Source organism: Nesterenkonia alkaliphila (assembly GCF_009758175.1).
Lineage (GTDB): Bacteria > Actinomycetota > Actinomycetes > Actinomycetales > Micrococcaceae > Nesterenkonia > Nesterenkonia alkaliphila.
The window spans coordinates 48,915-70,109 of sequence record NZ_WRPM01000098.1 but is presented as its reverse complement, the minus strand read 5'-3'; the positions used below and the strand labels follow the sequence as shown (position 1 = coordinate 70,109).

The window sequence follows — 21,195 nt, the reverse complement described above, 5'->3', positions numbered from 1 at the left end:
TGGCTGGCGTTCCACGGATTGTCCATAGTTGGTGCGTGGTCAAGCGCTGGTCTGGGAGTGTGTCTTGCTCGTACGGGCGGGGATCGTGCGCCAGGTCATCAGTGCGGTGGCGGCTCCGATCACGCCGATACCGACAAGAACGAGCGCGACCGCAGGGAGCCCGATGGCGGCCCCGAGAGCTCCGGCGAGAGGGTAGGTGATGAGGAAGCAGGCGTGGGAGAGGGAGAACTGCGCGGCGAACACGACCGGGCGGGCCTGCTCGCTGCTGTTGCGTCGTAAGAGTCGCGCTGACGGGGTGAGGATAGTCGAGGTCGCCGCCCCCAGCAGCACCCAGAGAACGAAGAGCGCGATCCATTGCGGGGTGCCGTCCATCCATGCCATCACGCCAACCGCAGTGAGCAGCAGGATCGGGGGGGCGATGCCGCCAGCGAGCATGACCCGCAGATCCGAGAGGTGTTCGAGTAGCTTCGGGATACAGAGGGCAACGATCATCGACCCGCCTCCATACGCGCCCAGCAGCAGCGCAACATCGGGCTGCGAGCGGCCGAGGTCACCCTGGACGAGAACGACGGTGTTGACGATCACCATCGCGGTCGAGGTCGCGACGACGAGGTTCAGCCCGATCAGTCCGCGCAGCTCGCCACTGGCCCAGAACGCCCGTACCCCGCGGGTGAGCCGATCGAAGAAACCCGACGGGGGCGGAGCATCAATGCGCGGAAACCGGGAAGCGACCACCAGGACGGCGGAGGCCAGGAACCCGATCACGGTGCCGATGAACAGGTTGTGATAACTGATGACCGTGAGCAGCGCGGCGGCGAGCATCGGGCTGACCAGCGATTCGAGATCATAGGCCAACCGCGACAGCGACAAGGCATGGGTGTACTCATCCTCGTCGGGCAGCACCGACGGAATCACAGCCTGGAACGCGGGGGTGAACGTCGCGGAAGCCGATTGCAGGAGGAAGATCAGGAGGTAGATCTGCCACGCCTCGGACACGAACGGCAGCGACACCGCCACCCCCGCCCGTACCAGGTCAGCAATGATGAGCACCGGCTTGCGCGAGAGCCGTGCGACGAGGGCAGCAATGCTAGGGGCAACGGCAACGTAGGCGACCATCTTGATCGTCATCGCCACCCCCATTACTACCCCGGCATCCCCGCCGGCGATGTCAAAGGCAAGCAGACCGAGGGCGACAGTGAGCAACCCCGTGCCGAGCAGGGCAATGATCTGCGCGCTGAAAAGCTTCGCGTACGTCGGGTTCCGCAGAACAGCAAACATGCGCCGCGCCTCAGGCTCAGATGTCGACAGGTCCGGGGCCGGGGTGCTGAGGCGTGTGGTGGTGCGGCGGGATCTGCCCGTTGGCGACAGCGTGCTCGGCCTGCTTGATCGCCTCGACCACCAGCGTAACCGCGTGCTCGTCGGTGAGCCGGTAGAGCACCCTCGTGCCCTCGTGGCGAGTGGTGACCATCCTGGCCATCCTGAGCCTGGCCAGGTGTTGCGAGACACCGGAAGGTTTCTTTCCGACGATCTCCGCCAGCGCGTTCACCGGCAACTCGTCGGCTTGGCGTAACGCGAGCACGATCCTGATCCTCGTCGGATCAGACAACAGCCCCAGCACCTCGCCGGCCAGCTCGACGTACTCCGAGGCCGGATGCACGCCACAAATCTTCTTATCTGCATCCATACGCAGATACTAACACTCTTGTCGAACGTTTGAGGTCGCCGGAAGCCAGGAGACGCACACAAGTTCAGCTACTCCCTTAACCTGTCGAGGTTCCAGGCCGTTCATCGGCAATCGTGGTCGCTCGTCAGGTTCTCTGAGCAGGCCAGCACTCGGCATCGTCGTTCCTTGGGCACACCTTGGTGGCATGGAAGCCACCCACGACGACGCGGATCTAGCGACAGCAACCACCAAGCAACTCCCAGATATTTAGGAACGTAGAAGACCTTCGTGGAGCTGACGACGTGGGTTGGTGCCTGCGGGACGGTCCTAGCTTTCCTGCTGTTCTTGCCCCAAGCTAGGCGGACCTGGGCGAACCGGCACCGGCCGAATCGTCTGGAGGGCATCAGCCTGCTCACCCAAGTCTGTGTGATCGCTAATGCCGCGATCTGGGGCCTCTATGCGGTACTGGCCGATGCGTTCTGGACGGGAGCCCCTGGGTTCATCAACGCACCGTTAGCGGTGTGCACGATCGTTCTCCTTGTGCGGGGGCGTCGGCTCAGATCGAGAGCTCAGCCGCAGTGTCGAGACTGTGCTGCGGGGGCATGGCACAAGATTTTCATCACCAATCCTGCCGGCTTCGGCTCCCTGATGAGCTGTACATCGGCCTCACGACCACATGGGGTGACGATCTTCTCCCTGGACGACGCCCGCGCACTGCGCCAACTCCGGCCACGCTAAACCTCGATCCACCGATGAGTTCTTTGTTGGGTCATTGAGTTGGTGAATTTTGGCTGCGGGGGATGTGGGCAGCCGGTAGCGTCCCGGCCATGCTCCGGTCTGTTCCACTTCTGGTTTCCGAGGATCTCCTGTGTCCTGGGCCTGGTGCCCTGCAGGGCTGGGTGATCAGGTGCTCTTGGCCGCCGCTGCTGGTGGGCCCAGAGCTTTGGCCCAGAGTTCCTCGAAGGCGGCAGCCCATTTCCAGTCGGTGGGCAGATGCAGGATGAGTTTCCTGGCCCGGTGAGCGATCCGTGCGGGGATGCTGATGATCCGGCGCCGCAGGGTCAGTGCCCTTGCTCGGGCCATGGTCCCGCCGATGACAGCAGCAGTAGCACGCATCAGGTTATGGGCCATGGTGGTGATCGCCAGCCAGGCCGCGTTGGCCTGGAAGACCCCGGAGGGCATATGCGTCAGCGGGCCTGCTTTGAGTTCGGCGTTGACCTGCTCGATCACCGCATGGGCCCGGTGGACCCGGTCCGCGGCCGCAGTGTCGAGCGTTGAGGCATCGATGGTGGTGAAGAACCCATGATGCCGGTAGACATCGAAGATCGTGTCTTGGCCGGCGGCCAGTTTCTTGGCGTTCTTCTCAAGCACCCGGCGCACGATGAGCCGGCCAGTGACCTGCAGGGACTTCTTCTTTGAGGTGAACGCGGTGAAGGGCACTTCAGCGACCTCAGCCTCAGAAATCCAGGTTTTGGTGGTCTCGTCATAGATGGAGTTCTTGTACTGGATCTTGGTCCACGCGTCCTCCTGGATGCCTGCGATGGCGGTCTTGACCCTCTTGTTCATCCGCACCGTCACCGAGAGTTTGGCCCCGCCATCGGCGGCGGCTTTGGCGACCTTGGCGTTGTAGTAGGCCGAATCGGCCCGGACCACCACAGGCCCGCAGGTGCCCGGGATTTTGGCTGTGGCGGCCAGGGCGTCACCGACTATCCGGGAAGCACCGCGGGCTGAATAGGCCGAGCCTTCGCGCAACCTTTGGGCCACCACCACAGGAGAGGCCTCAGCGGTGGAAGCGGTGGCCAGCAGGGCATTAAGTCCCCGGGAACCTTGATAGCCGAACCCGGCTCCTTGCTTCTTGGCAGAGTGGACTTCGATGACGGTGTCATCGATATCCACAAACGTCATGGCCGCGGCCCCGGTGGCTGAAGGCGCTACCGGCAGCAGCGGCGCATACGAGCCCAACGAGGCCAGGAATCGGGTGCCGACCGCGTCGAGCTGGCGGACATGGCCGAAGGTGTAGGCCCGTAGATGAGACCCCAACGTGGAGGGCGCATACACCGAGTCGAACAAACTCTTCATCCCGCCGTGGCGCAGCACGTCCATGTCATCGATGCTGTCGGCACCGGCGACCATCCCGGCCACGATCGAGCTGACCTTCGCACCAGCGTTGGCGCCTTTATCGGCCCCAGTGCGGTGCACCGTGACCCTGTCTTGAGCCAACTCAGCCAGCCCAGCATTCTGGGCCAGAGCCATCATCGGCGCTAGCCCAGCAGCCGACACGAGGTTGGGCTCATCGAAGGTATAGGAGACCCCAGCTGGGGCATGGTTGAATAGCACCTGAGAGGTGTGCCCTTCTGGTTGGGAACTTGTGACGTTAGACATCACTATTTTCCCAGGTCAGGCGGGCATTTCCTTGTTAACGCGCCGCTTCAGACACACCCCTCATCGGTGGATCGAGGCTAAAAGGGCCCACACCCCAGTCATTCCCAGAGGGCGCATTTCCGCGGTGCTCGGCAGTGGCGTAGCTATGGCGCGGCCCACCATCTCAGCAAGGATCGGGGTGAGTAACGGGCCGAGCGAACGCTGGCGGGTCAGAGTGACAGCGCCGCCGGGGTCATGGAGATCAGACCGCGGGAGGGCTCATCTTCCCACTCAAACCCGGCCACGCGCAGTGTTTCATCCTCTGGAGTCAGTATGTACTCCTCTGATCCCGGCTCGAGTGGTGAGTACACATCAGCGGTATCCACTGCTGGTTCCGCGCCCTCATCCAGGCCGCCGAGAACACTTATGAGTGCTTGGCGCGAGGTGGCACCGGGTGCTGCGCCCTGGGCGCTGCCTGCACCGTGACTACTGGCCTTACTGCCCGTGCCACCGGTGACCGCGGAACGGGGAAGCACAAATTGGGCAGTCCACTGGTCGTCTCCGCAGGTCTCCATCTTCTTCCAGAAGCCACGCCAGGAGATCTGCTCGAGATCTGCCACGCCCCTGGTGAGTGTCAACGTCGTCCCATCTGTCCGGGCGATGGTGGCCTGTTTACTCTTGCGCTGGCCCCGGCGGTATCGGGTGATCTGGGTGCTCAGGATGCGCCGCAGGTGGCTGCCACGAACGACCCAGGTCCATTCGGCGAACCACTTTGTCGAGGAGTGCGACTGGTATCCCAGGGCCGAACGATCCAGCGGTCTCAACCATGGGTGGCTAGGGGTATCGCCGAGGATGCCGGTCCAGACCGGTATCGCGAAGACGTAGTAGTCAGGAACCGTCTGGCGCCCATATTTGTCGAGTTGTGCGAGATCGACCGGAAGTAGGTGCCTGCCAGCGCGTTTGTCCCACTCGGTGGTTTTCAGCTCCAACCAGAATCGCTTCCCCAACAGCGCTGTGGACCCGGCGATCTGAATATCGGCACCGTCTGGGGGCCACCACATGCGCAGCTTCGCACGATAGCGGTAGCTGAGATGGATCGAGCACCAGTGCTCAAAGGTCTTCTCCGGCAGCGAACGAGTCATGCCCCCACCCTAGAGTGACCCATGCCACAGTCGCCAGAACGCTAGAAGACTCGCAGGCAGGCGAGGCTGTCTTGGGGACGACGGGGCAGTCCAGGGCCAGAGAGCTGGGCAGAGGATGGGGCCCAGCGCACCTGAGAGGTATGAGTCCTCTCAATGAACCCCGCAGGCACCGTGTCCGCTTCGATGTCAATGCCGCTGGTATGGCGATTGCAACCGTCAATGGGCAACGCCTGGTGGCCGCACCGATCCGCCAGGATCAGGTCGACGATGCGATCAGCGAGATCGTGGAGACCATAGGCGGTCCCACCGATATCGAAGTGTCCCACCCCGATGGCACCCTCGAATCCCACCGCCTCACCGCGCACACGTCCCCTAACACTGCGGCGGGGGGTCCGCCTCGTGCACACCTTGCCAGCAGTGCCGGCCTCCCCCAGAAGCGCGGCCGTCTCGCGGCACCTGGCAGCACGGGAGATCGGTGAGACCCATGGATGCCGGAGAGCGCGACCAGTTGGTGACTCAGATGGATCGTTTGAGCGCAGGGTTGGAGATGATTGCACAGGACTACCGGCGCCACGTCGACTACCACGAGGAGGACCCGGAGACCTTCGGGGCAGGTCACTTCGTCTTCTATCCTCGCGATGAGACCAGTCCACGATGGGCGATCGAAGAACAGTACACCGACACGGACTGGTCGGACCCGGATCGGGTGCCCACGTCATGGACCTGGCAGGATCAGCGGCTCCAACGCCAGCCTGATGGCAGCCACATCTGGACAGTGCACTCTGAAGGAGAAGTCACATCAGCAGAGGTCGACAGGCTCCTCGAGATCACTCGGACGTGGGCACACGGTGTGCGCACGGCTCATCTGCGGGAGGGCTTCTTCTCGGTGAGTTCATCACCACCATCCACGACCAGTCACCGCCCACCGAGTAACCGGGGCCTATAGTCCGCACCCGGCGGGCACGATCATCAATGCATTTCGCCACGGGCAGCACGGATAGCCGAGACCTGCCGAACCACCGTCTCCGGGTCCTCACACCGTGGGGTCATCCTCGTGGCGTCAGGAACGCCACTTCGTAGGCCCGGGGTTTCACATAGGGGGTGCCGTGCCTGTTGGGTTCGAAGGCGCCGACCACGATGAACGACCATTGGGCAAGGTCTTCGGCATCTTCGACTTTGGCTTTGTCCAGAACAGTGCTGAGATTCCTATCGGAGAGTCGAATTGAGGGCATCTGGCGGCGCATGGGCCCGGAGTTGAGCCAGTTGCCGTCCCCCAGACAATGACCTGCTGGTACAGGTCGTCCTCGGTGAACTCACCGGCGTGAATGCAGACCTCACGAACAGTGGTCCAGGTGCCACCACCGAGGCGGAAAGGGCGAGTGTCCTCACGGAAACCTGGATCACGGCGCAGACGGTCCAAGAGAGGTGCAAGCCTGTGGCTCTGGTCCTGACGTGACTGCCCTGATCCGGTGGCGGTGTGGCGTCGAGCGACCTCATCGTTTGCTCCGGCGCGGACCCGGCGTTGGGTTCTCTGCTCCTCGGGACGATCCAAACGCAGAATCAATCGGGACGCGTCATTAGCAATGAGCTCGACCTCAGTCTCCCATCCTGCCTCTTCGGTTGTGCCGCTCTTGGTTTGTTCCGGGCAATCCTCGGAACGATAGTGCGAACCGAACAAGGGTGGCCTGCCATTACGACTTCGGCTCGCATAGTAGGCCTTGTTCTTACACCCGATGCAGATCCATCGCGCACGGAGTGCATCGACCCGATCATCGGGAAGCCGTGCCACCTGGCGAGCTTCCCATTCCTGTGTTCCGTCAAGTAGTGCGGTCAGCATCGGCCCTCCCCATTGAAGCCAGCCTCCCCTGATCGGTTGATCAGGCTCATGTTTGCAGCCTAACGGGCACCCCTGACGCGTCCTCGCACCGCAGTTCGAGGCCGAACGGAGAGCTCACGTGAACCGCGAGTAGTGCTGATGTGCACCTGTCCGGCATGAGCCGCTCCACACACTCCACTGCGCACAGTCACGCCAGCGAAAACGCCCTCTCAAACGATGCCACCGCTGGTGGCGTCCCGGTTGAGGCTCCGGTGACGCTGCCGTATGCCCGGATCATCGTCGAAGACCGCGGGCGACTACGGGTCACCGTGGACGGGGAGGAGTATCCGCCCCCAGAAGGCAAAACGTCATGGGTCAGGGCAGACCTGGGGGGCCTGCTGGATGCGGTCACCGAGGACCGTTCGCGCACAGTGCGGGTGGAGATTTCTGAGACCGATGGCACCACCTTCACCGACATCATCCAGGCAGCACCCCGGCGCACGCCTCCTCGTTCCCTCGAGACGACAGACCGTTCGAAGCCTGCCGGTGAGAAGTCGAAACCCTCAAAGAAGCCCCCCACGATTCAGGCTGCGGGTTTCGCCCCTGGAGAGAGCGTGGCCGTGGCGGTCGTGGCCAGCGAAGCTGCCGCTGATGAGGACGGCACGGCCGAGATCACTGTGCCCAAAGGCCGCATCAAGGTCGCAGAGATCGTTCTTCTCTACGGGCGAGCCTCCGGTCGAGTCGAGCTGCGGGGGCTTGTATGAGCAGCCCGGCCAATCGGCAGACCGGATCGTTCGGTGATGAGCTGACCAATGCGGCGATGCTCGGGCTCATCGGCCTCTTCGGGTTCACCCTGATCCTGCGGGCCAGCGGCTCGATCGCGGCCTTCTTCTCCGGAACATCCCAGCCCCAGGCAGGGCTGGGGGCAGGCATCGGGGTTCTGTTCAACCCCGCGGACCCCGGACAGGCGTTGGAATCTGCCGGATTGAATCCGATCCTGTATTGGCTGGTCACCGGCTTGTTGCTGGCCGGTTTGGCCTGGGCCGGGGTCTGGGTGTGGCGGCGTCTGCGCCGACACAGCGAGGCAACCGAGTCCGATCCCCGGCGCACTCCCGGGGCTGCCACCAAGCACGAGGTCGCTACCACCGCTTCGGGTAAGGCTCTGCTGTCTCGGGCCGAGACCCTGCGGCCCTCCCTTGAGGCCCCCTCGGCCGAGGAGGTGGGCTACCGCCTGGGTCACTCGCGGGGCCATGAGGTCTGGGCCTCAGTGGAGGATTCGATCCTGATTGTGGGCCCACCGCGCTCGGGTAAGGGCCTGCATCTGGTGATCCCGGCGATCCTCGATGCCCCCGGTGCCGTGGTGACCACCAGCACCCGCCCGGATAACGTCACCGCGACCCTGCGAGCCCGCGAAAAGCACGGGCCGGTGGCGATCTTCGATCCCCAGCACTTAGCCCAGGGGCTGCCCTCGGGGCTGCGCTGGTCCCCGATCCGCGGCTGCGAAGACCCCTTGACCGCGATGATCCGGGCGGCCGGGCTGGCCGCCTCCACCGGCCTGGGCTCCGGTGGGGTGGATTCCGGTGGGTTCTGGGAGGGCAAGACCCGCACGGCCTTGCAAGCATTGTTACATGCCGCGGCCTTGGATGGGCGTCCGCCTTCTGAGCTCTATCGGTGGACGCTGGACCCCTCGGCGGCCGCTGATGCGGTGGCGATTCTGACCAACTCCACCCAGGCCGCTGGCGGGTGGGCAGACTCGCTGGCGGCGATGATCGACTCGGACCCGCGGACCCGGGATTCGATCTGGCAGGGTGTGAGCCTGGCCCTGTCCGCACTGGCTGACCCGAGGGTGTTGGATGCGGTCAGCCCTGGCCCTGGTGAGTCCTTCGACCCCGAGGAGTTTCTCACCGGCTCGGGGACCCTCTACCTGCTGGCCACCGGTGCCGGTGCCGGAGCCTCCGCGGCCCTGGTCGCTGCGTTCGTCGAGGACCTCATCGAGACCGCTCGCCGGATCGCGGCCCGCTCCCCCGGCGCTCGTCTGGACCCACCGGTGTTGCTGGCTCTGGATGAGATCGGCAACCTCGCGCCGTTGCCCTCGTTGCCGACGTTGATGGCTGAAGGTGGCGGTAGCGGGATCACCAGCATGCCGGTGTTGCAGTCGATGGCCCAGGCCAGGGATAAGTGGAATGAGAACCAGGCCAATGCCATCTGGGACGCGAGCATCGTCAAGATCATCCTCGGTGGCGGCTCGAACTCCAGAGACCTCCAGGACCTCTCGGCGCTGATCGGAGAACGTGACGAGGAAACCGACTCGATCACTATCAGCGACTACGGGTCACGGTCCTCCCAACGCTCGGTGCGCCGGGTCGCAGTGTTCCCACCGGAGAAGATCCGCACCCTGCCCTTTGGCACGGGGATTACCTTGCTGCGGGCAGCACCGCCGATCGTCACCGATCTGAAGGCCTGGACGACACGCCGGGACGCCGCCGAGCTGAAGGAGGCCCGTTCGGGTGTCGAAGACTTGCTGCGAGAGAGCCCATGACCCCACACCCAGTACCTACACGCCCCTGCTCCCCCGCGCCCGTTCGTGAGATGTGGGGGTGGGGGTGATGGCACGCCGCCGCAGACAGGCCGCCGTACCTGGCCAGCTGGAGTTCGACCTGTGGGGTCTCTCTGAGACCGACGCCGAAGCCGAAACCGAACGCAATACCCCCAATGAGGCCGCAACCGAGCCCACGCAAGCAGGGCTCGCCGAACCTGACCCGTCGGAAGCGGACGTACCTGGCCCGGACGTGGCAATCCCGCAGCGAGGTGGGTCTGATCTGGAAGGAGAGACCTCTGGTGAATCACTACGGCAGGACCGCGCAGAACCACTGGGCCCAGCACGCCCCGCAGCAGCTGGAAGCGATCGAGGATTCGGAGAGGTTCTTCACCGAGATGGGCGCGGAAATCGCGACTCAAATCAGCGAGTTGACCGCCCAGCTGGAGACCAGCCCCTCCCTGAGGGTGGAGACGGCGGGCTCTTTGGGAGACAATGGGGGCAGCTACGTAGACCAGGTGGCCTCGAAGATGACGGCCCGCCGGATCGCCGAGGAGGTCGTGATGAACCAGATGGTGTGGATTCGCGACCCGAGCCTGTCTCTTCCCGAGGCACGCCAGGAGTGGGAGGAGACCCGGGCGGCCGACGAGAATCTGATTCGCTGGGCCGAGGGGATCCAGGACTCCCCCTACCCGGTGCATTCGACCGTGGAGCTGGAGCAGAAGGCGATGGACTGGGCGGTGCCGCTCTGGTTCCTCGAGGGCCTGCTGGCCGCGGAGATCCCGGCCCAGTACGCCCGGGAGCACCAGCAGGTGCTGACCGAGGCAGCGAATCAGCGGTTCCAGCGCGAAATCCGCTAACCACCTCCGAGGACCACGAACCACCTGAGAGCGATCCCGAGGGATCTGCCGCCCCGGATGCGCCACGGTTCGATCCCACCGCCCATCCTGGGGTGCCCAGCGGGGCGAGGGCCCGGTTCCAGGCCAATATCGACGCCATCGGCCTGGTGCGCAGCCTCAAAGACCAGCAGCGGCCAGCCACCGTCGAAGAACAGCAGGTGCTGGCCCGGTGGTCGTCCTGGGGTGCCATCCCGGAGGTCTTCGATCCCCGCAAAGACCAATGGGAGGCCGAAAAAACCCAGCTACAGGGCCTGCTCAGCGAGGAAGAGTTCCAGGCCGCTGAACGCACCACCTTGAACGCTCACTACACGGATCCTCGCATCGCCGCAGAGATCTGGCAGGCCACCCGATCGCTGGGGTTCACCGGTGGCCAGGTACTCGAACCCGGCAGCGGGTCCGGCACCTTCCTGGGCCTGGCACCGCCTCAGGCGCAGATGACAGGGGTGGAGCTGGACCCGGTCACGGCCGCAATTAGCCAGGGCCTCTACCCACACGCGCAGATCCACGCCGCCTCCTTCGCCGACTTCCGCGTCCCGGAGTCCAGCTTCGATATGACAATCGGCAATGTGCCCTTCGGCAAGATCAGCCTCTATGACCCGGTGCACAACCCGAATAAGCACAGCATCCACAATCATGTGCTGCTCAAATCCCTGCACCTGACCCGGCCCGGAGGGCTGGTGGCAGCCCTGAGTTCCCACTACACCCTCGATGCCCAAAACCCCGGGGCCAGGCGGGAGATGAACCTGCTGGCTGACCTGGTCGGAGCGGTGCGTCTGCCCACCGGGGCACACCGACGCACCGCGGGCACAGAGGCGATCACCGATCTGTTGATCTTCCGCCGCCGCGCTGAGGGCGAGCCGCCGGCCGATGACCTGTGGGAAACGGTCACCCCGATCACCCTGGACGGGACCCGGGTGAAGATCAACCGGTACTTCGATGAGCACCCCGACCATGTGCTCGGCAACCTGGAGACCGGACATGGGATGTACGGGGCCGAGACCCTGACTGTCACCGGTGAGATCGATGATCTGCCTGACCGTCTGCACACGGTGCTGGAGGGACTCGCATTCACAGCCCGCCGGGCAGGTCAGGTGATGACCGAGCGCACTGACCCTACCCCGCAGCGCGTCGTGGCGACCACCGGGTCGGCACCACAGCAGTGGGATGGGTCCATCGTGAACACCGAGGCCGGGCAGTTCGGCACAGTCGTCGGAGCCTCCGTGGAACCGCTAAAAGTGCCCAAGAACGCGACCCGCGAGATGCAGGCTCTGCTGAAGCTGCGCGATACCGCCGCCGGGCTGCTCGAGTTGGAAGCGGCCACCGCCGACGACACCGAGGAGATCACCGAGACCCGTGAGGATCTGCGCCGGCAATACCAGAAGTATCTGGGCACCTATGGGCCGTTGAACCGCTACAGCCTCCGACGCACCGGCCGACAAAACGAAACAGGGAAGGACACCTACGCCCGGATCGTGCCCACCCCGATCCGCCTGTTGCGTGGGGATCCTTTCGGCGCCCTGGTCCTGGCCTTGGAGGTCTTCGACGACGCCGAGCAGACCGCCAGCCCGGCCGCGATGCTCAGCCAGCGAGTCGTCGCCCCACGAGCCGAGGTCCAAGGTGTGGAGACACCGACCGATGCGGTCGCGGTCAGCTTGGACCGCACCGGCGGTATTGACCTGCCCATCATCGCTGATCTGCTGGGCACCGATGAAGCCGAAGCCCGCAGTTCCTTGGCGGACCTGGCCTACACCGATCCGGCAACCGGGGATCTGGTGCATGCCCCGCAATACCTCTCCGGTAACGTCCGCGAAAAACTCGCCGCAGCCAAAGACCGAGCCGAACAGGACCCCTCCTTTCAGGTCAATGTCGAGGCACTCACCCGGGTCCAGCCTGAGGATCTCGGCATCGAGGAGATCAGCGCGCGCTTAGGTGCGGTCTGGATCAGCCCAGAGATCCATCAGCAGTTCCTTCAGGAGACCCTGCGCACCCCAGATGTGCGGGTGGAGAACCCCACCTCGGGAATGTGGGAGGTCCGCGGCGGTCGTGCTGGTCTGCTATCGACCAGTGAGTGGGGCACCGAACGCCGACCGGCACCGGATATCGCCCAGGCGGTGATGGAACAGCGCACCCTGCTGGTCTATGACAAGATCGACGGTCCCGACGGCAGGCCTCAGCAGATCCTCAACCCCACTGAGACCACGGCCGCCCAGGAGAAGGCCACCGCATTGCAGGAGCGATTCGCCGAGTGGGTGTGGGAAGATCCTGCCCGGTCGAAGTCCCTGGTCGATACCTACAACCACACGTTCAACAACCTGGTCTTACGCGACTACACCAGCGCCGGGGACTTTTTGACCCTGCCCGGACTCTCGGCGACGTTCACCCCCAGGCCGCATCAGCGGGCGGCGGTGGCACGGATGGTCAGCGAACCGGCAGCCGGCTTGTTCCACGAAGTCGGGGCGGGCAAGACCGCCGAGTCGATCATGGGCGTGATGGAGATGCGCCGGATGGGCCTGATCTCCAAGCCCCTGGTGGTGGTCCCGAACCACATGTTGGAGCAGTTCTCCCGGGAATGGCTGCAAATCTACCCGCAGGCACGCATCCTGGCAGCCTCCTCCAAGGACGTCACCGCTGATCAGCGCCGCCAGTTCGTCGCCCGCGCGGCAGCCAATGACTGGGATGCCCTGGTGATGACCCAATCGGCGTTTTCGAAAGTCCCCCTCCAAGAAGAGACACAGCAGGCCTACATCCAAGCCCAGGTCGATGAGCTGCGGAAGGTGGTCTCCACCGCGGAGACAGACGACTTCATGACCGTCAAACGCCTGCAGCGCAAGCTGGCGAACCTGGAGAACAAACTCAAAGACCGCCTGGATACCGGCAGGGACGCCGGCGTGTGCTTCGAAGACACCGGTATCGACTACCTGGTCGTCGATGAGATGCACATGTATAAGAACCTCTCCACCGACTCCAATATCCGCGATGCCGCCATCGAGGGCTCTTCCCGGGCCTCGGATCTGGATATGAAGCTGGACTACCTCCGCTCTCAAGACCGCGAGAGAGTGGTCACCGGGATGACCGCCACCCCGATCTCGAACTCGGTCACCGAGGCCTACGTGATGCAGAAGTATCTGCGACCAGACTTGCTGCGGGACGCGGGGCTGGAGTCCTTTGATGCGTGGGCGGCGACCTTCGGCCAGACCCTGACGCAGATGGAGATGTCGCCGACAGGGTCCGGATTCCGGATGAAGACCCGGTTCGCCCGGTTCACCAATGTGCCCGAGATGCTGCGCATGTGGTCGGTCTTCGCCGATGTGCAAACTGCTGAAGACCTCAACCTACCGGTCCCACAGATCGTAGCCCGCTCGGATGGTGCCCGGGTAGCAGAAACCACGGTCGTCCAGCCCACCGTCGAGCTGGAGGACTTCGTTGACCAGCTCGGTGAGCGGGCAGAGCGGGTCGCAGCCAAGGCGGTGGACCCCAGTGAGGACAATATGCTCACCATCACCACCGATGGCCGCAAAGCCGCCCTGGATGTGCGCCTGGTCGGTGAGGACGGCCCCTCGGGGCCGAGCAAAGTCGATGTCGCCGCTGATGCCATTCACCGGGTATGGGAACAGAACAAAGACAACGAGTACCTCGACTCCATCACCGGAGAGCCTAGCCCGGTCCGTGGGGGATTGCAGCTGGTCTTCTCCGATATCGGCACCCCCAACCCGACCCGATGGAACGCCTACGACGAGCTGGCCAGTCAGCTGATTCTGCGGGGCATCCCCGGTGAGTCCATCCGGTTCATGCACGAAGCCAAGACCGATGCCGACAAAGCACGGCTCTTCGCCGCCGCCCGTGCAGGGCACATCTCGGTCCTGATCGGTTCGACCGAGAAAATGGGTGTGGGCACAAACGTGCAAGCACGCGCGGTGGCTCTCTATCACTTGGATTGTCCGTGGCGACCCTCGGACATCGCTCAGCGCGAGGGCCGGATCCTGCGCCAGGGCAACCAGAACTCCGAGGTCGGAATCGTCCGGCTGGTGACCGAACGGTCCTTTGATTCCTACATGTGGCAAGGAGTCGAGCGCAAAGCCCGGTTCATCAGCCAACTGATGCGCGGATCCCTGGATACCCGCGAGGTCGAAGAAATCGACTCCGCCGCCCTCTCAGCCGCCGAAGCCAAAGCCATCAGCTCCGGCAACCCCCTGCTGCTGGAGCAATCCACCCTGCAGAACGAGGTCACCCGCCTGCGACGACTGGAGCGAGCCCACTCGCGGAACGAGTCGATGCTCACCCACACCCGCGAGAGCACCACCCGAGACATCGACCGGTACACGGAGGACATTGCCGGACTCGAAGCCGCGCTGCCTCGGATCACCGATACCTCCGGGGAGAACTTCACCATCACCATCGACGGGAGAAGCGTCGACTCACGCGCCGATGCCGGACAGGCCGTCGCTACCTGGGCCCAGCGGGCCGGTATCCAGTATGCGCCCACTCACCGAAGCCGCGAATACGGCACCCTTGGCTCCATCAGCGGCTTCGACATCACCGTGGAAACGCACCCACAAATGGGAGGACGACCCGCCGTCACCCTGGGACTGCACGGCCTGCCCCGTAGCAGCTTCACCGTCGAGTCCTCCGCTGTGCTGGAAGGCGGTGTGGGGCTTATCCAGCGCCTCGAGAACCGACTGGCTGGCACCGAGACCACACTGGAGAAGGCCCGGACCGAGCTGGCCGGGGCCGAACAGACTCTGGCTGATGCCACCGCCCGGATCGGCAAACCCTTCAAGCACACCGAGGCACTGGCCACTGCCGAGCGCGATCTCGCTGAGGTCGAGGCAGCCATCGGCGGCCAGGACGAGACCACGCCCGAGGGCGAACAAGACAGTGCCCGTCCGGGACAGGACCTGGATGTGGCGGCGGTGCGAGGACACGAACCGGCCATGGGGGTAAGCCCCAGCGCTGAGCGCACACCACCACAGCCTGCTCAACAGTACTCCCCTGCCTCAGGCGCGGGCCGCCCCGCTCCCGGCCTCTGAGCCTTCTCGTCATACCGGCCCGTGACCACCGGGTCCTGAGGTGTCCGGGGATGCGCACCTTCCTCATAGGAGCGATCACCACAGGTCGCCATTGGACTGAACACACGAGGAGGAGGAAGGGCCATGGCTATCAAGACCGGTCAGTCAGTATCAGGCTTCATCGCCACCGATCCACAACTGACCTATGGGCAACAGGGGGTGGCCCGGCTCTACGCCCGGATGGGCATCGAACACTACCGCCGCGAGGACGACGGCTCCTTCACCCAGCTGGAGCCCTCGTTCCACAACCTGGTGGTCTATCGCAAGACCGCTGAACGAGCAGCTGATCTTTTCGAGAAGGGCGATCCCTTCGTCGCTGACGGGTATGTGCGCGAGTACGCCTATGAAAAAGAGGGCCAGCAGCGCGGCGGTGAAGAATTCGTCGCCAAGAAGATCGGCCCCGACGCTGCCCGCAGCAGAGTGAGTGTTGATCGCACGCCCCAGCAGGAGGCGGTGGGCCAGCAGCCGGTCAGTGTGGATCAGAGCCGCACGCAGAACCAGGCGTTCGAACCACCGCAGCGGCCGGCCCAGCAGCCACCTCAGCACGCGGCAATGGGCCAGTGAGGAGACCATCACCATGAGCGAAGACGACGAGGATCTCACCCCCGGCCCAGAAGATCCACCCCAGATCGACGAGCCCGAACCAGAGGACCCTGCCAGCACAGAGTCACCTCCCGGTGCGGCTGGGACGGGACCGGCCTTGGATGAGCCGCCCGGGCCGATCAATTGGAACCTGCTCTCCTCCGAGCAGGCAGAGCTGCAGTGGCTGGAGCTCAACGCGTGGGTGAACTGGCTCCGGCAGACCTACGGGCTGCCTGTCAGTGTCATCCCTCCGATGTGGCATCGACACTCGGAACTGGTGTGGGAACTCTCCGCCCTGCACACCCACTGGCTCTGTGCCTACGACCCTGAACAAAACGGGTCCGCGCCCATTGGCTGGCACCGAGACTTCGCCGAAGCACGCCAACGCCTGCGCGATTGGGTCCAAGCCTCGGGGACACGGCTGGACCGGGACCGGCCCACCCGGCAAACCGCCTGGCCGGGGGAAGATCCCGCCGATGCGGTCGAAGAAGCCCCGATCGAGAACCGGGATGAGGACTTCGTGGAGTTCGTCCTCGACGATGTGGCCCGCCGCAAAGCCAAAGAAGACGAGTTCTACGCCAGTCTCAACCCACAAACCGGAGAAGTCACCTAACCACACACATCCACGGGGAGGGTCGCAGCATAACGACGTTGCTGCAACCCTCCCCCACGTCGGTGCCCGTCAGTCACCAAGACCACGACCCCTATCGGACGTCACACAGGGCCGCGGTCCAGCGAAATCGGGGAGCTCACGGCGGACTGTTCTGGAGGAGCCTCGTGGTGCGGCTGGTGTATCGAGAGCTGTCGAGGAGAGGTCATAGCCGCCCCACGGTGAATAGCTTGGCACATGGCGGGTGCCCACGGGGCTGCGTTCAGTGATGATCGGGGCCCCGTGGACCTGCATATCGGCTGGGTAGCGTTCGGCGATCCACGTCTTCGCGACCGTGGTCAGGCCTGACTCATGACGGACTTTAATCTGTGCAGGCACTACCGGCAGCGCTCGCCAGCCCGGCAGAGCATGATCGTGCCACGCCTCCACCGCAGCGTTCTCGTCAGCGGTGATCACGTGCCAGTCGCAGGGTTCGCAAATCATCTGCGCCAGCAGCTCCCCCGGGCCCAGGTGACCACGGTCTGACCTGAGATCAGCGCTGAACATCTCCCCACTATGATCGCCCAGCACAGTCTGTTGCTCATGGGCGATCCCACGATGCCACATATGGCTACGTCGATAGGAGTCGAAGTTCCCGTTGAGAAACGTCCAGTGCGCGAACGCTTCCTCCAACTCGTGTGGAGAGTAATACTCGCTGGTGAAGTGCAGTGGTGCGTCCCGCCATTGATCGACCTGCGCGCGGGCTTCCTCCCGGGCTAACTCATCAAAGTCGAACGCCAACTGTCCATAGACTTCTGCCATGACCGGTGCCCTCCCTTCACGGCACAGGTGCACACCAAACCAACCGCATAGGACCGGGCCCTCCGGAGCTCTTCACATGAGACCGTAAGGCCACGTAGACTCAGAGCTACGGCGATACCCTATTAGCTGCGCTGCTAGCTTCAGGCTGGTGGTTGACGACCCCGGGGACAACAGGCCGGGTGAGTCCATTCCTACGTGACGTCGCCGTCCGTAAGGGAGGACTCCGTCATGCTTCGTCTCATCTGGATCGCCAGCATTCACACCGGCGTGTTTCTTCGCGCATGGATGCCCAGCAACATCATCCTCGATCGCATCCGCACCCGTCAGGGCCTCAAATGGGGCATCCCCGCCATGGGCCTGGCCATCCCATACTTCGCCGTTGCCTACTGGTGCACCACTTTGATCGACGCCGGCGCCCCTGGCTGGCTCCACCTCATCGTCCTGGCCTGCCTCTGGTCAGCGTTCAAGTTCCTGATTATGGGGCCCATCAGTGTCGTGTACCTTATTCGAATCCGTCTCACTCGGAACGATCGCAGAGAATCCGTGCAACCGGCAACGGCATAGGTCACGAGGGCATAGCGGATCGTCTCGTTCGCAGATCACAAGGGGCGAGGACGGCTCGTTAGCCTGCCATGTTGATCAGGGGAAGGACGACGGCGGCGGTGCCTAGACACGAAGGGGGACGCGCCCCCATGGGTGCGTCCCCCTTCGTGTGGGTGTCGACTACCTCACCGAAGGGATCTCAACGAGCAATCGCTCATGGAGTTCGTCCAGGTCGACTCGGATGAGCCGTCCGACGCGGTATCCGTGAACGGTCCCGTCAGCGATTCGTCGCCGGAGTGTCTTAACCGAGACTCCAAACTGCTCTGCGGCCTCGGCCAGTGACACCAGCCTCGGTCCCGGGGTGGTCTCGTGTTGAACCATGGCAGTACCTCCTTTTAGTTGTTGCTTCACCTCATAGGTGTCCTGGGCTGTCCGAAGACGTCTCTGCTTCTTCCTTCTTCTTCTTGGCCGCGGCGATACTGGCGGCGACGTGATCACTCATCCGGTCAGCGAGCTCCCTATCTCTGGTCATGGTGGCGTGCTGGTAGCGGATCACCACACGAATATCTGAGTGTCCGCCACGACGCATCAACTCGGCCAGTGTTGCTCCTTCCTGGGCGAAGATGGTCAAGCCGGTATGCCGCAGATCATGGAAACGGAAGTAGTTAGGCAGGCTCTTCACCGCGTCTCGGGCCTCGGCCCATACGTATCCCCATCGTGTATTGGACAAGGGCACACTTCCTTGAACGTTGGTCGGAACGACTGGGGCCTTAGCCTCGGATGCGACGTTGTCCTCCATGTGCTTTCTCAGCCGGTCGATCATGATCTTCGGGATACTGAGTGAGCGTTTGCCGGCCTCACTCTTGGGATCGGTGTAGTCACCGGTGTTCGCGTTCAGCTGCCGCCGCACGTGAAGAATCGCGCTGCCGTCACGCTGCCATTGGATATCCCGGCGCTGAAGCCCAAGGCCCTCCCCGCGACGTAACTGACACCAGGCAGCAAGCAGCGCCATAATGCTGTAGAGATCGGGCAATTCCTCGTAGAGGCCTTCGACCTGCTCGGGGGTGGCCACGTCCTCCTCCGGGGAGTGGTCGATGTCATGGCGGACTGGTTCCTGCTTGGGAACTGAGACGTTCGGTACTACCCGAATGATCCCGTCTCTGGCTGCTTGCCGAAGAATCATCATCAACACGATCAGCACCGGCCTGGTGACCCCGTTGAATTTCGAGTTCGGATTCAACGGCGAAGGGATCTTATCCAACCGCTCAGTCATCACCTGTATCCGAGCTTCATCGATATCCCGCACCGGAGTGTCACCGAACTCAGGCACCAGATACCCGGTGACCTTGCCCTGATAGTCCCGAATAGTCGCTGGGGCGCGCTTCTTGCCGCTACGACCTGGCCGTGTGCGGATCATCTCCATCCACCGTTCCGAATACTCGGCGAACCCCAGGGCCTGTGCTTTCTCGGCTTCTGCCTCGGCACGACGGCGAGCTGCCACCACGGCTGGGGGCGCCCAGTCCTCCCGGGCGATTTTGGTATGCATCCCGGCCAACCACGTGCGGGCATCGGTCTTGGTCAGAAACGTCAGCGGCTTATCGTCCTCGGTCCGAGCCGGGTACATCTGCCCATCCGGGGCCGGATAGCGGGCCTGCCAACGGCCGGAGGGGAGCTTGCGCAGTCTCCCCCAGGACTCACGTCGGGTGGCAGGTGTCTGCTTCTTCGTGGTGGTGCTCATCGTACCCTCCGGTGACCTCGTACGGACTGTCCCGGGCCGTCGTGCCCCTCCGTGCCCCTCGCAGAGCACACGCGGCAAGATCCCTGTAATCCTGGGGATCCAGAGCCCTTGCGAGTACCCTGGAGGGCACGCTGGGGCACGACCTCGCGGGCATGCCGACCCCAAATTCCGGGTGGCAAAGACTCCCTTACCCATCTGGTAGGTGTGCCCGTGCCCTCGGCGTGCCCCACTGGGCGGCTTCTGATGGTCATCTCGGTCCTCCTCTGTTTCGTTGGGAGGGGACACGAAAAAGGCCTGGACCTGCAGAAGCATGCAGATCCAGGCCTTCAAGGACCCTGATGGGCGTCTGGGTCAGTCAGTGACTCAGAATGCCCAACCCTCGTCTCTCAGAAGTCCCAGTCCTCGTCTTCGGTCTCCACGGCCTTGCCGATGACGTAGGAGCTGCCGGAGCCGGAGAAGAAGTCGTGATTCTCATCGGCGTTGGGGCTCAGCGCGGAGAGGATCGCGGGGTTCACGTCAGTGACGTCGGAGGGGAACATCGCCTCATAGCCCAGATTCATCAGAGCCTTATTGGCGTTGTAGTGCAGGAACTTCTTGACGTCCTCGCTCAGGCCCACGCCGTCGTAGAGATCGTGGGTGTACTGCACCTCGTTGTCGTAGAGCTCGAAGAGCAGCTCGAAGGTGTAGTCCTTCAGTTCCTGCCGGCGCTCCGGAGTCTCAAGCTCCAGTGCCCGCTGGTACTTGTACCCGATGTAGTAGCCGTGCACCGCCTCGTCCCTGATGATCAGCCGGATAATGTCCGCAGTGTTGGTCAGCTTGGCCCGGGAGGACCAGTGCATCGGCAGGTAGAAGCCCGAGTAGAACAGGAAGGACTCCAGGATGGTAGAGGCCACCCGCTTCTTCTGCCCATCAGCGCCGTGGTAGTAGTCCATGACGATCTGGGCCTTGCGCTGTAGGTGCTGGTTCTCCCGTGACCAGCGGAAGGCGTCGTCGATCTCCTTGGTGGAGCACAGGGTGGAGAAGATCTGCGAATAGGACTTTGCGTGCACGCTCTCCATGAAGGCGATATTGGTCAGCACCGCCTCCTCATGCTGGGTCAGTGAATGCGGAATCAGCGCCACCGCGCCCACCGTGCCCTGAATGGTGTCCAGCAGGGTCAGGCCGGTGAAGACCCGCATGGTCAGGGTCTTCTCCTCCTCGGTGAGAGTCGCCCAGGACTGCACGTCATTGGACACCGGTACCTTCTCCGGCAGCCAGAAGTTGTTGACCAGCCGGTTCCAGACCTCACCGTCCTTCTCATCGGGCAGGCGGTTCCAGTTGATCGCCTCGACATGGTCGAGCAGTGTGGAGGAGGTCTCTGCCTCGACTGATGTGGTCACTGTTGCTCCGGTTCTTCCCTTGAGTGTGTGATAAGTGGTGTGGCGGTCAGGCGGGCGGG

The 21,195-nt window shown here is 63.7% G+C and carries 18 protein-coding genes; 9 read left to right on the top strand and 9 right to left on the bottom strand.

Annotation, left to right across the window (positions count from 1 at the left end; genetic code table 11):
• Positions 1 to 39: 39 nt before the first annotated feature.
• The 4 genes from GNZ21_RS13965 to GNZ21_RS13950 all read right to left on the bottom strand — a co-directional run bounded on the left by GNZ21_RS13965 (position 40) and on the right by GNZ21_RS13950 (position 5,166).
• A complete protein-coding gene (locus GNZ21_RS13965) occupies positions 40 to 1,278 on the bottom strand; it encodes an MFS transporter (RefSeq protein ID WP_157325386.1) in 1,239 nt (412 codons plus the stop codon).
• Positions 1,279 to 1,294: 16 nt separating this feature from the next.
• Positions 1,295 to 1,684 (bottom strand): ArsR/SmtB family transcription factor, encoded by a 390-nt coding sequence (locus tag GNZ21_RS13960; protein WP_157325384.1) that lies wholly within the window; start codon positions 1,682 to 1,684, stop codon positions 1,295 to 1,297.
• An 882-nt stretch (positions 1,685 to 2,566) separates the two neighbouring features.
• A complete protein-coding gene (locus GNZ21_RS13955; protein WP_188503674.1) occupies positions 2,567 to 4,000 on the bottom strand; it encodes an IS1380 family transposase in 1,434 nt (477 codons plus the stop codon).
• A gap of 254 nt (positions 4,001 to 4,254) precedes the next feature.
• Positions 4,255 to 5,166, bottom strand: coding sequence for a hypothetical protein (locus tag GNZ21_RS13950; protein ID WP_157325380.1), 912 nt, complete (start codon positions 5,164 to 5,166; stop codon positions 4,255 to 4,257).
• Between the two features lie 200 nt (positions 5,167 to 5,366).
• On the opposite strand from GNZ21_RS13950, the gene GNZ21_RS13945 reads away from it, so the two are divergent.
• Positions 5,367 to 5,645 carry a hypothetical protein gene (locus tag GNZ21_RS13945; protein WP_157325378.1) on the top strand — a complete coding sequence of 93 codons (279 nt, stop codon included), beginning with the start codon at positions 5,367 to 5,369 and terminating at the stop codon, positions 5,643 to 5,645.
• Between the two features lie 41 nt (positions 5,646 to 5,686).
• On the top strand, positions 5,687 to 6,112 hold the full coding sequence (locus GNZ21_RS13940; protein ID WP_157325376.1) for a hypothetical protein: 426 nt from the start codon (positions 5,687 to 5,689) through the stop codon (positions 6,110 to 6,112).
• 100 nt (positions 6,113 to 6,212) lie between these two features.
• Here the strand turns inward: GNZ21_RS13940 and GNZ21_RS13935 are convergent, their stop codons facing one another.
• Positions 6,213 to 6,410 (bottom strand): hypothetical protein, encoded by a 198-nt coding sequence (locus GNZ21_RS13935; protein ID WP_157325374.1) that lies wholly within the window; start codon positions 6,408 to 6,410, stop codon positions 6,213 to 6,215.
• Positions 6,411 to 7,158: 748 nt separating this feature from the next.
• Here GNZ21_RS13935 and GNZ21_RS13930 point away from each other — a divergent pair.
• The 6 genes from GNZ21_RS13930 (at position 7,159) to GNZ21_RS13905 (ending at position 16,678) form a co-directional block, all read left to right on the top strand.
• On the top strand, positions 7,159 to 7,746 hold the full coding sequence (locus GNZ21_RS13930; RefSeq protein WP_157325372.1) for a hypothetical protein: 588 nt from the start codon (positions 7,159 to 7,161) through the stop codon (positions 7,744 to 7,746).
• Positions 7,743 to 9,521: a TraM recognition domain-containing protein gene (locus tag GNZ21_RS13925; protein ID WP_157325370.1), complete on the top strand. Its 1,779-nt coding sequence runs from the start codon at positions 7,743 to 7,745 to the stop codon at positions 9,519 to 9,521. The genes GNZ21_RS13930 and GNZ21_RS13925 overlap by 4 nt, the downstream gene beginning before the upstream one ends.
• A 299-nt stretch (positions 9,522 to 9,820) precedes the next feature.
• On the top strand, positions 9,821 to 10,378 hold the full coding sequence (locus GNZ21_RS13920; protein ID WP_188503675.1) for a hypothetical protein: 558 nt from the start codon (positions 9,821 to 9,823) through the stop codon (positions 10,376 to 10,378).
• Between the two features lie 92 nt (positions 10,379 to 10,470).
• A complete protein-coding gene (locus GNZ21_RS13915) occupies positions 10,471 to 15,444 on the top strand; it encodes an SNF2-related protein (protein ID WP_188503676.1) in 4,974 nt (1,657 codons plus the stop codon).
• 123 nt (positions 15,445 to 15,567) lie between these two features.
• A complete protein-coding gene (locus GNZ21_RS13910; protein ID WP_157325367.1) occupies positions 15,568 to 16,047 on the top strand; it encodes a single-stranded DNA-binding protein in 480 nt (159 codons plus the stop codon).
• 13 nt (positions 16,048 to 16,060) lie between these two features.
• Positions 16,061 to 16,678 (top strand): hypothetical protein, encoded by a 618-nt coding sequence (locus GNZ21_RS13905; protein WP_157325359.1) that lies wholly within the window; start codon positions 16,061 to 16,063, stop codon positions 16,676 to 16,678.
• A gap of 69 nt (positions 16,679 to 16,747) precedes the next feature.
• Here the strand turns inward: GNZ21_RS13905 and GNZ21_RS13900 are convergent, their stop codons facing one another.
• Complete coding sequence (locus GNZ21_RS13900; protein WP_157325357.1) at positions 16,748 to 17,476, bottom strand: DUF6349 family protein; 729 nt, start codon at positions 17,474 to 17,476, stop codon at positions 16,748 to 16,750.
• A 228-nt stretch (positions 17,477 to 17,704) separates the two neighbouring features.
• Between GNZ21_RS13900 and GNZ21_RS13895 the strand changes: the two genes are divergently transcribed.
• Positions 17,705 to 18,040, top strand: coding sequence for a sulfate permease (locus GNZ21_RS13895; protein WP_157325354.1), 336 nt, complete (start codon positions 17,705 to 17,707; stop codon positions 18,038 to 18,040).
• Positions 18,041 to 18,199: 159 nt separating this feature from the next.
• On the opposite strand, the gene GNZ21_RS13890 is transcribed toward GNZ21_RS13895, so the two are convergent.
• The 3 genes from GNZ21_RS13890 to nrdF form a co-directional block, all read right to left on the bottom strand.
• Entirely contained in the window at positions 18,200 to 18,400 is a 201-nt protein-coding gene (locus GNZ21_RS13890; protein ID WP_157325352.1) for a helix-turn-helix domain-containing protein, read from the bottom strand.
• 31 nt (positions 18,401 to 18,431) lie between these two features.
• The gene (locus tag GNZ21_RS13885) at positions 18,432 to 19,757 is read right to left on the bottom strand and encodes a tyrosine-type recombinase/integrase (RefSeq protein WP_157325350.1); all 1,326 of its coding nucleotides are present in this window, start codon (positions 19,755 to 19,757) and stop codon (positions 18,432 to 18,434) included.
• A gap of 386 nt (positions 19,758 to 20,143) precedes the next feature.
• Positions 20,144 to 21,136, bottom strand: a complete 993-nt coding sequence (gene nrdF, locus GNZ21_RS13880) for a class 1b ribonucleoside-diphosphate reductase subunit beta (protein ID WP_188503677.1) — start codon at positions 21,134 to 21,136, stop codon at positions 20,144 to 20,146.
• Between the last annotated feature and the right edge of the window lie 59 nt (positions 21,137 to 21,195).

Coding starts and splice junctions, on each gene's coding strand:
- GNZ21_RS13965 (WP_157325386.1), bottom strand. CDS start 1,278: ATGTTTGCTGTTCTGCGGAACCCGACGTACGCGAAGCTTTTCAGCGCG.
- GNZ21_RS13960 (WP_157325384.1), bottom strand. CDS start 1,684: ATGGATGCAGATAAGAAGATTTGTGGCGTGCATCCGGCCTCGGAGTAC.
- GNZ21_RS13950 (WP_157325380.1), bottom strand. CDS start 5,166: ATGACTCGTTCGCTGCCGGAGAAGACCTTTGAGCACTGGTGCTCGATC.
- GNZ21_RS13945 (WP_157325378.1), top strand. CDS start 5,367: ATGGCGATTGCAACCGTCAATGGGCAACGCCTGGTGGCCGCACCGATC.
- GNZ21_RS13940 (WP_157325376.1), top strand. CDS start 5,687: ATGGATCGTTTGAGCGCAGGGTTGGAGATGATTGCACAGGACTACCGG.
- GNZ21_RS13935 (WP_157325374.1), bottom strand. CDS start 6,410: ATGCGCCGCCAGATGCCCTCAATTCGACTCTCCGATAGGAATCTCAGC.
- GNZ21_RS13930 (WP_157325372.1), top strand. CDS start 7,159: ATGAGCCGCTCCACACACTCCACTGCGCACAGTCACGCCAGCGAAAAC.
- GNZ21_RS13925 (WP_157325370.1), top strand. CDS start 7,743: ATGAGCAGCCCGGCCAATCGGCAGACCGGATCGTTCGGTGATGAGCTG.
- GNZ21_RS13910 (WP_157325367.1), top strand. CDS start 15,568: ATGGCTATCAAGACCGGTCAGTCAGTATCAGGCTTCATCGCCACCGAT.
- GNZ21_RS13905 (WP_157325359.1), top strand. CDS start 16,061: ATGAGCGAAGACGACGAGGATCTCACCCCCGGCCCAGAAGATCCACCC.
- GNZ21_RS13900 (WP_157325357.1), bottom strand. CDS start 17,476: ATGGCAGAAGTCTATGGACAGTTGGCGTTCGACTTTGATGAGTTAGCC.
- GNZ21_RS13895 (WP_157325354.1), top strand. CDS start 17,705: ATGCTTCGTCTCATCTGGATCGCCAGCATTCACACCGGCGTGTTTCTT.
- GNZ21_RS13890 (WP_157325352.1), bottom strand. CDS start 18,400: ATGGTTCAACACGAGACCACCCCGGGACCGAGGCTGGTGTCACTGGCC.
- GNZ21_RS13885 (WP_157325350.1), bottom strand. CDS start 19,757: ATGAGCACCACCACGAAGAAGCAGACACCTGCCACCCGACGTGAGTCC.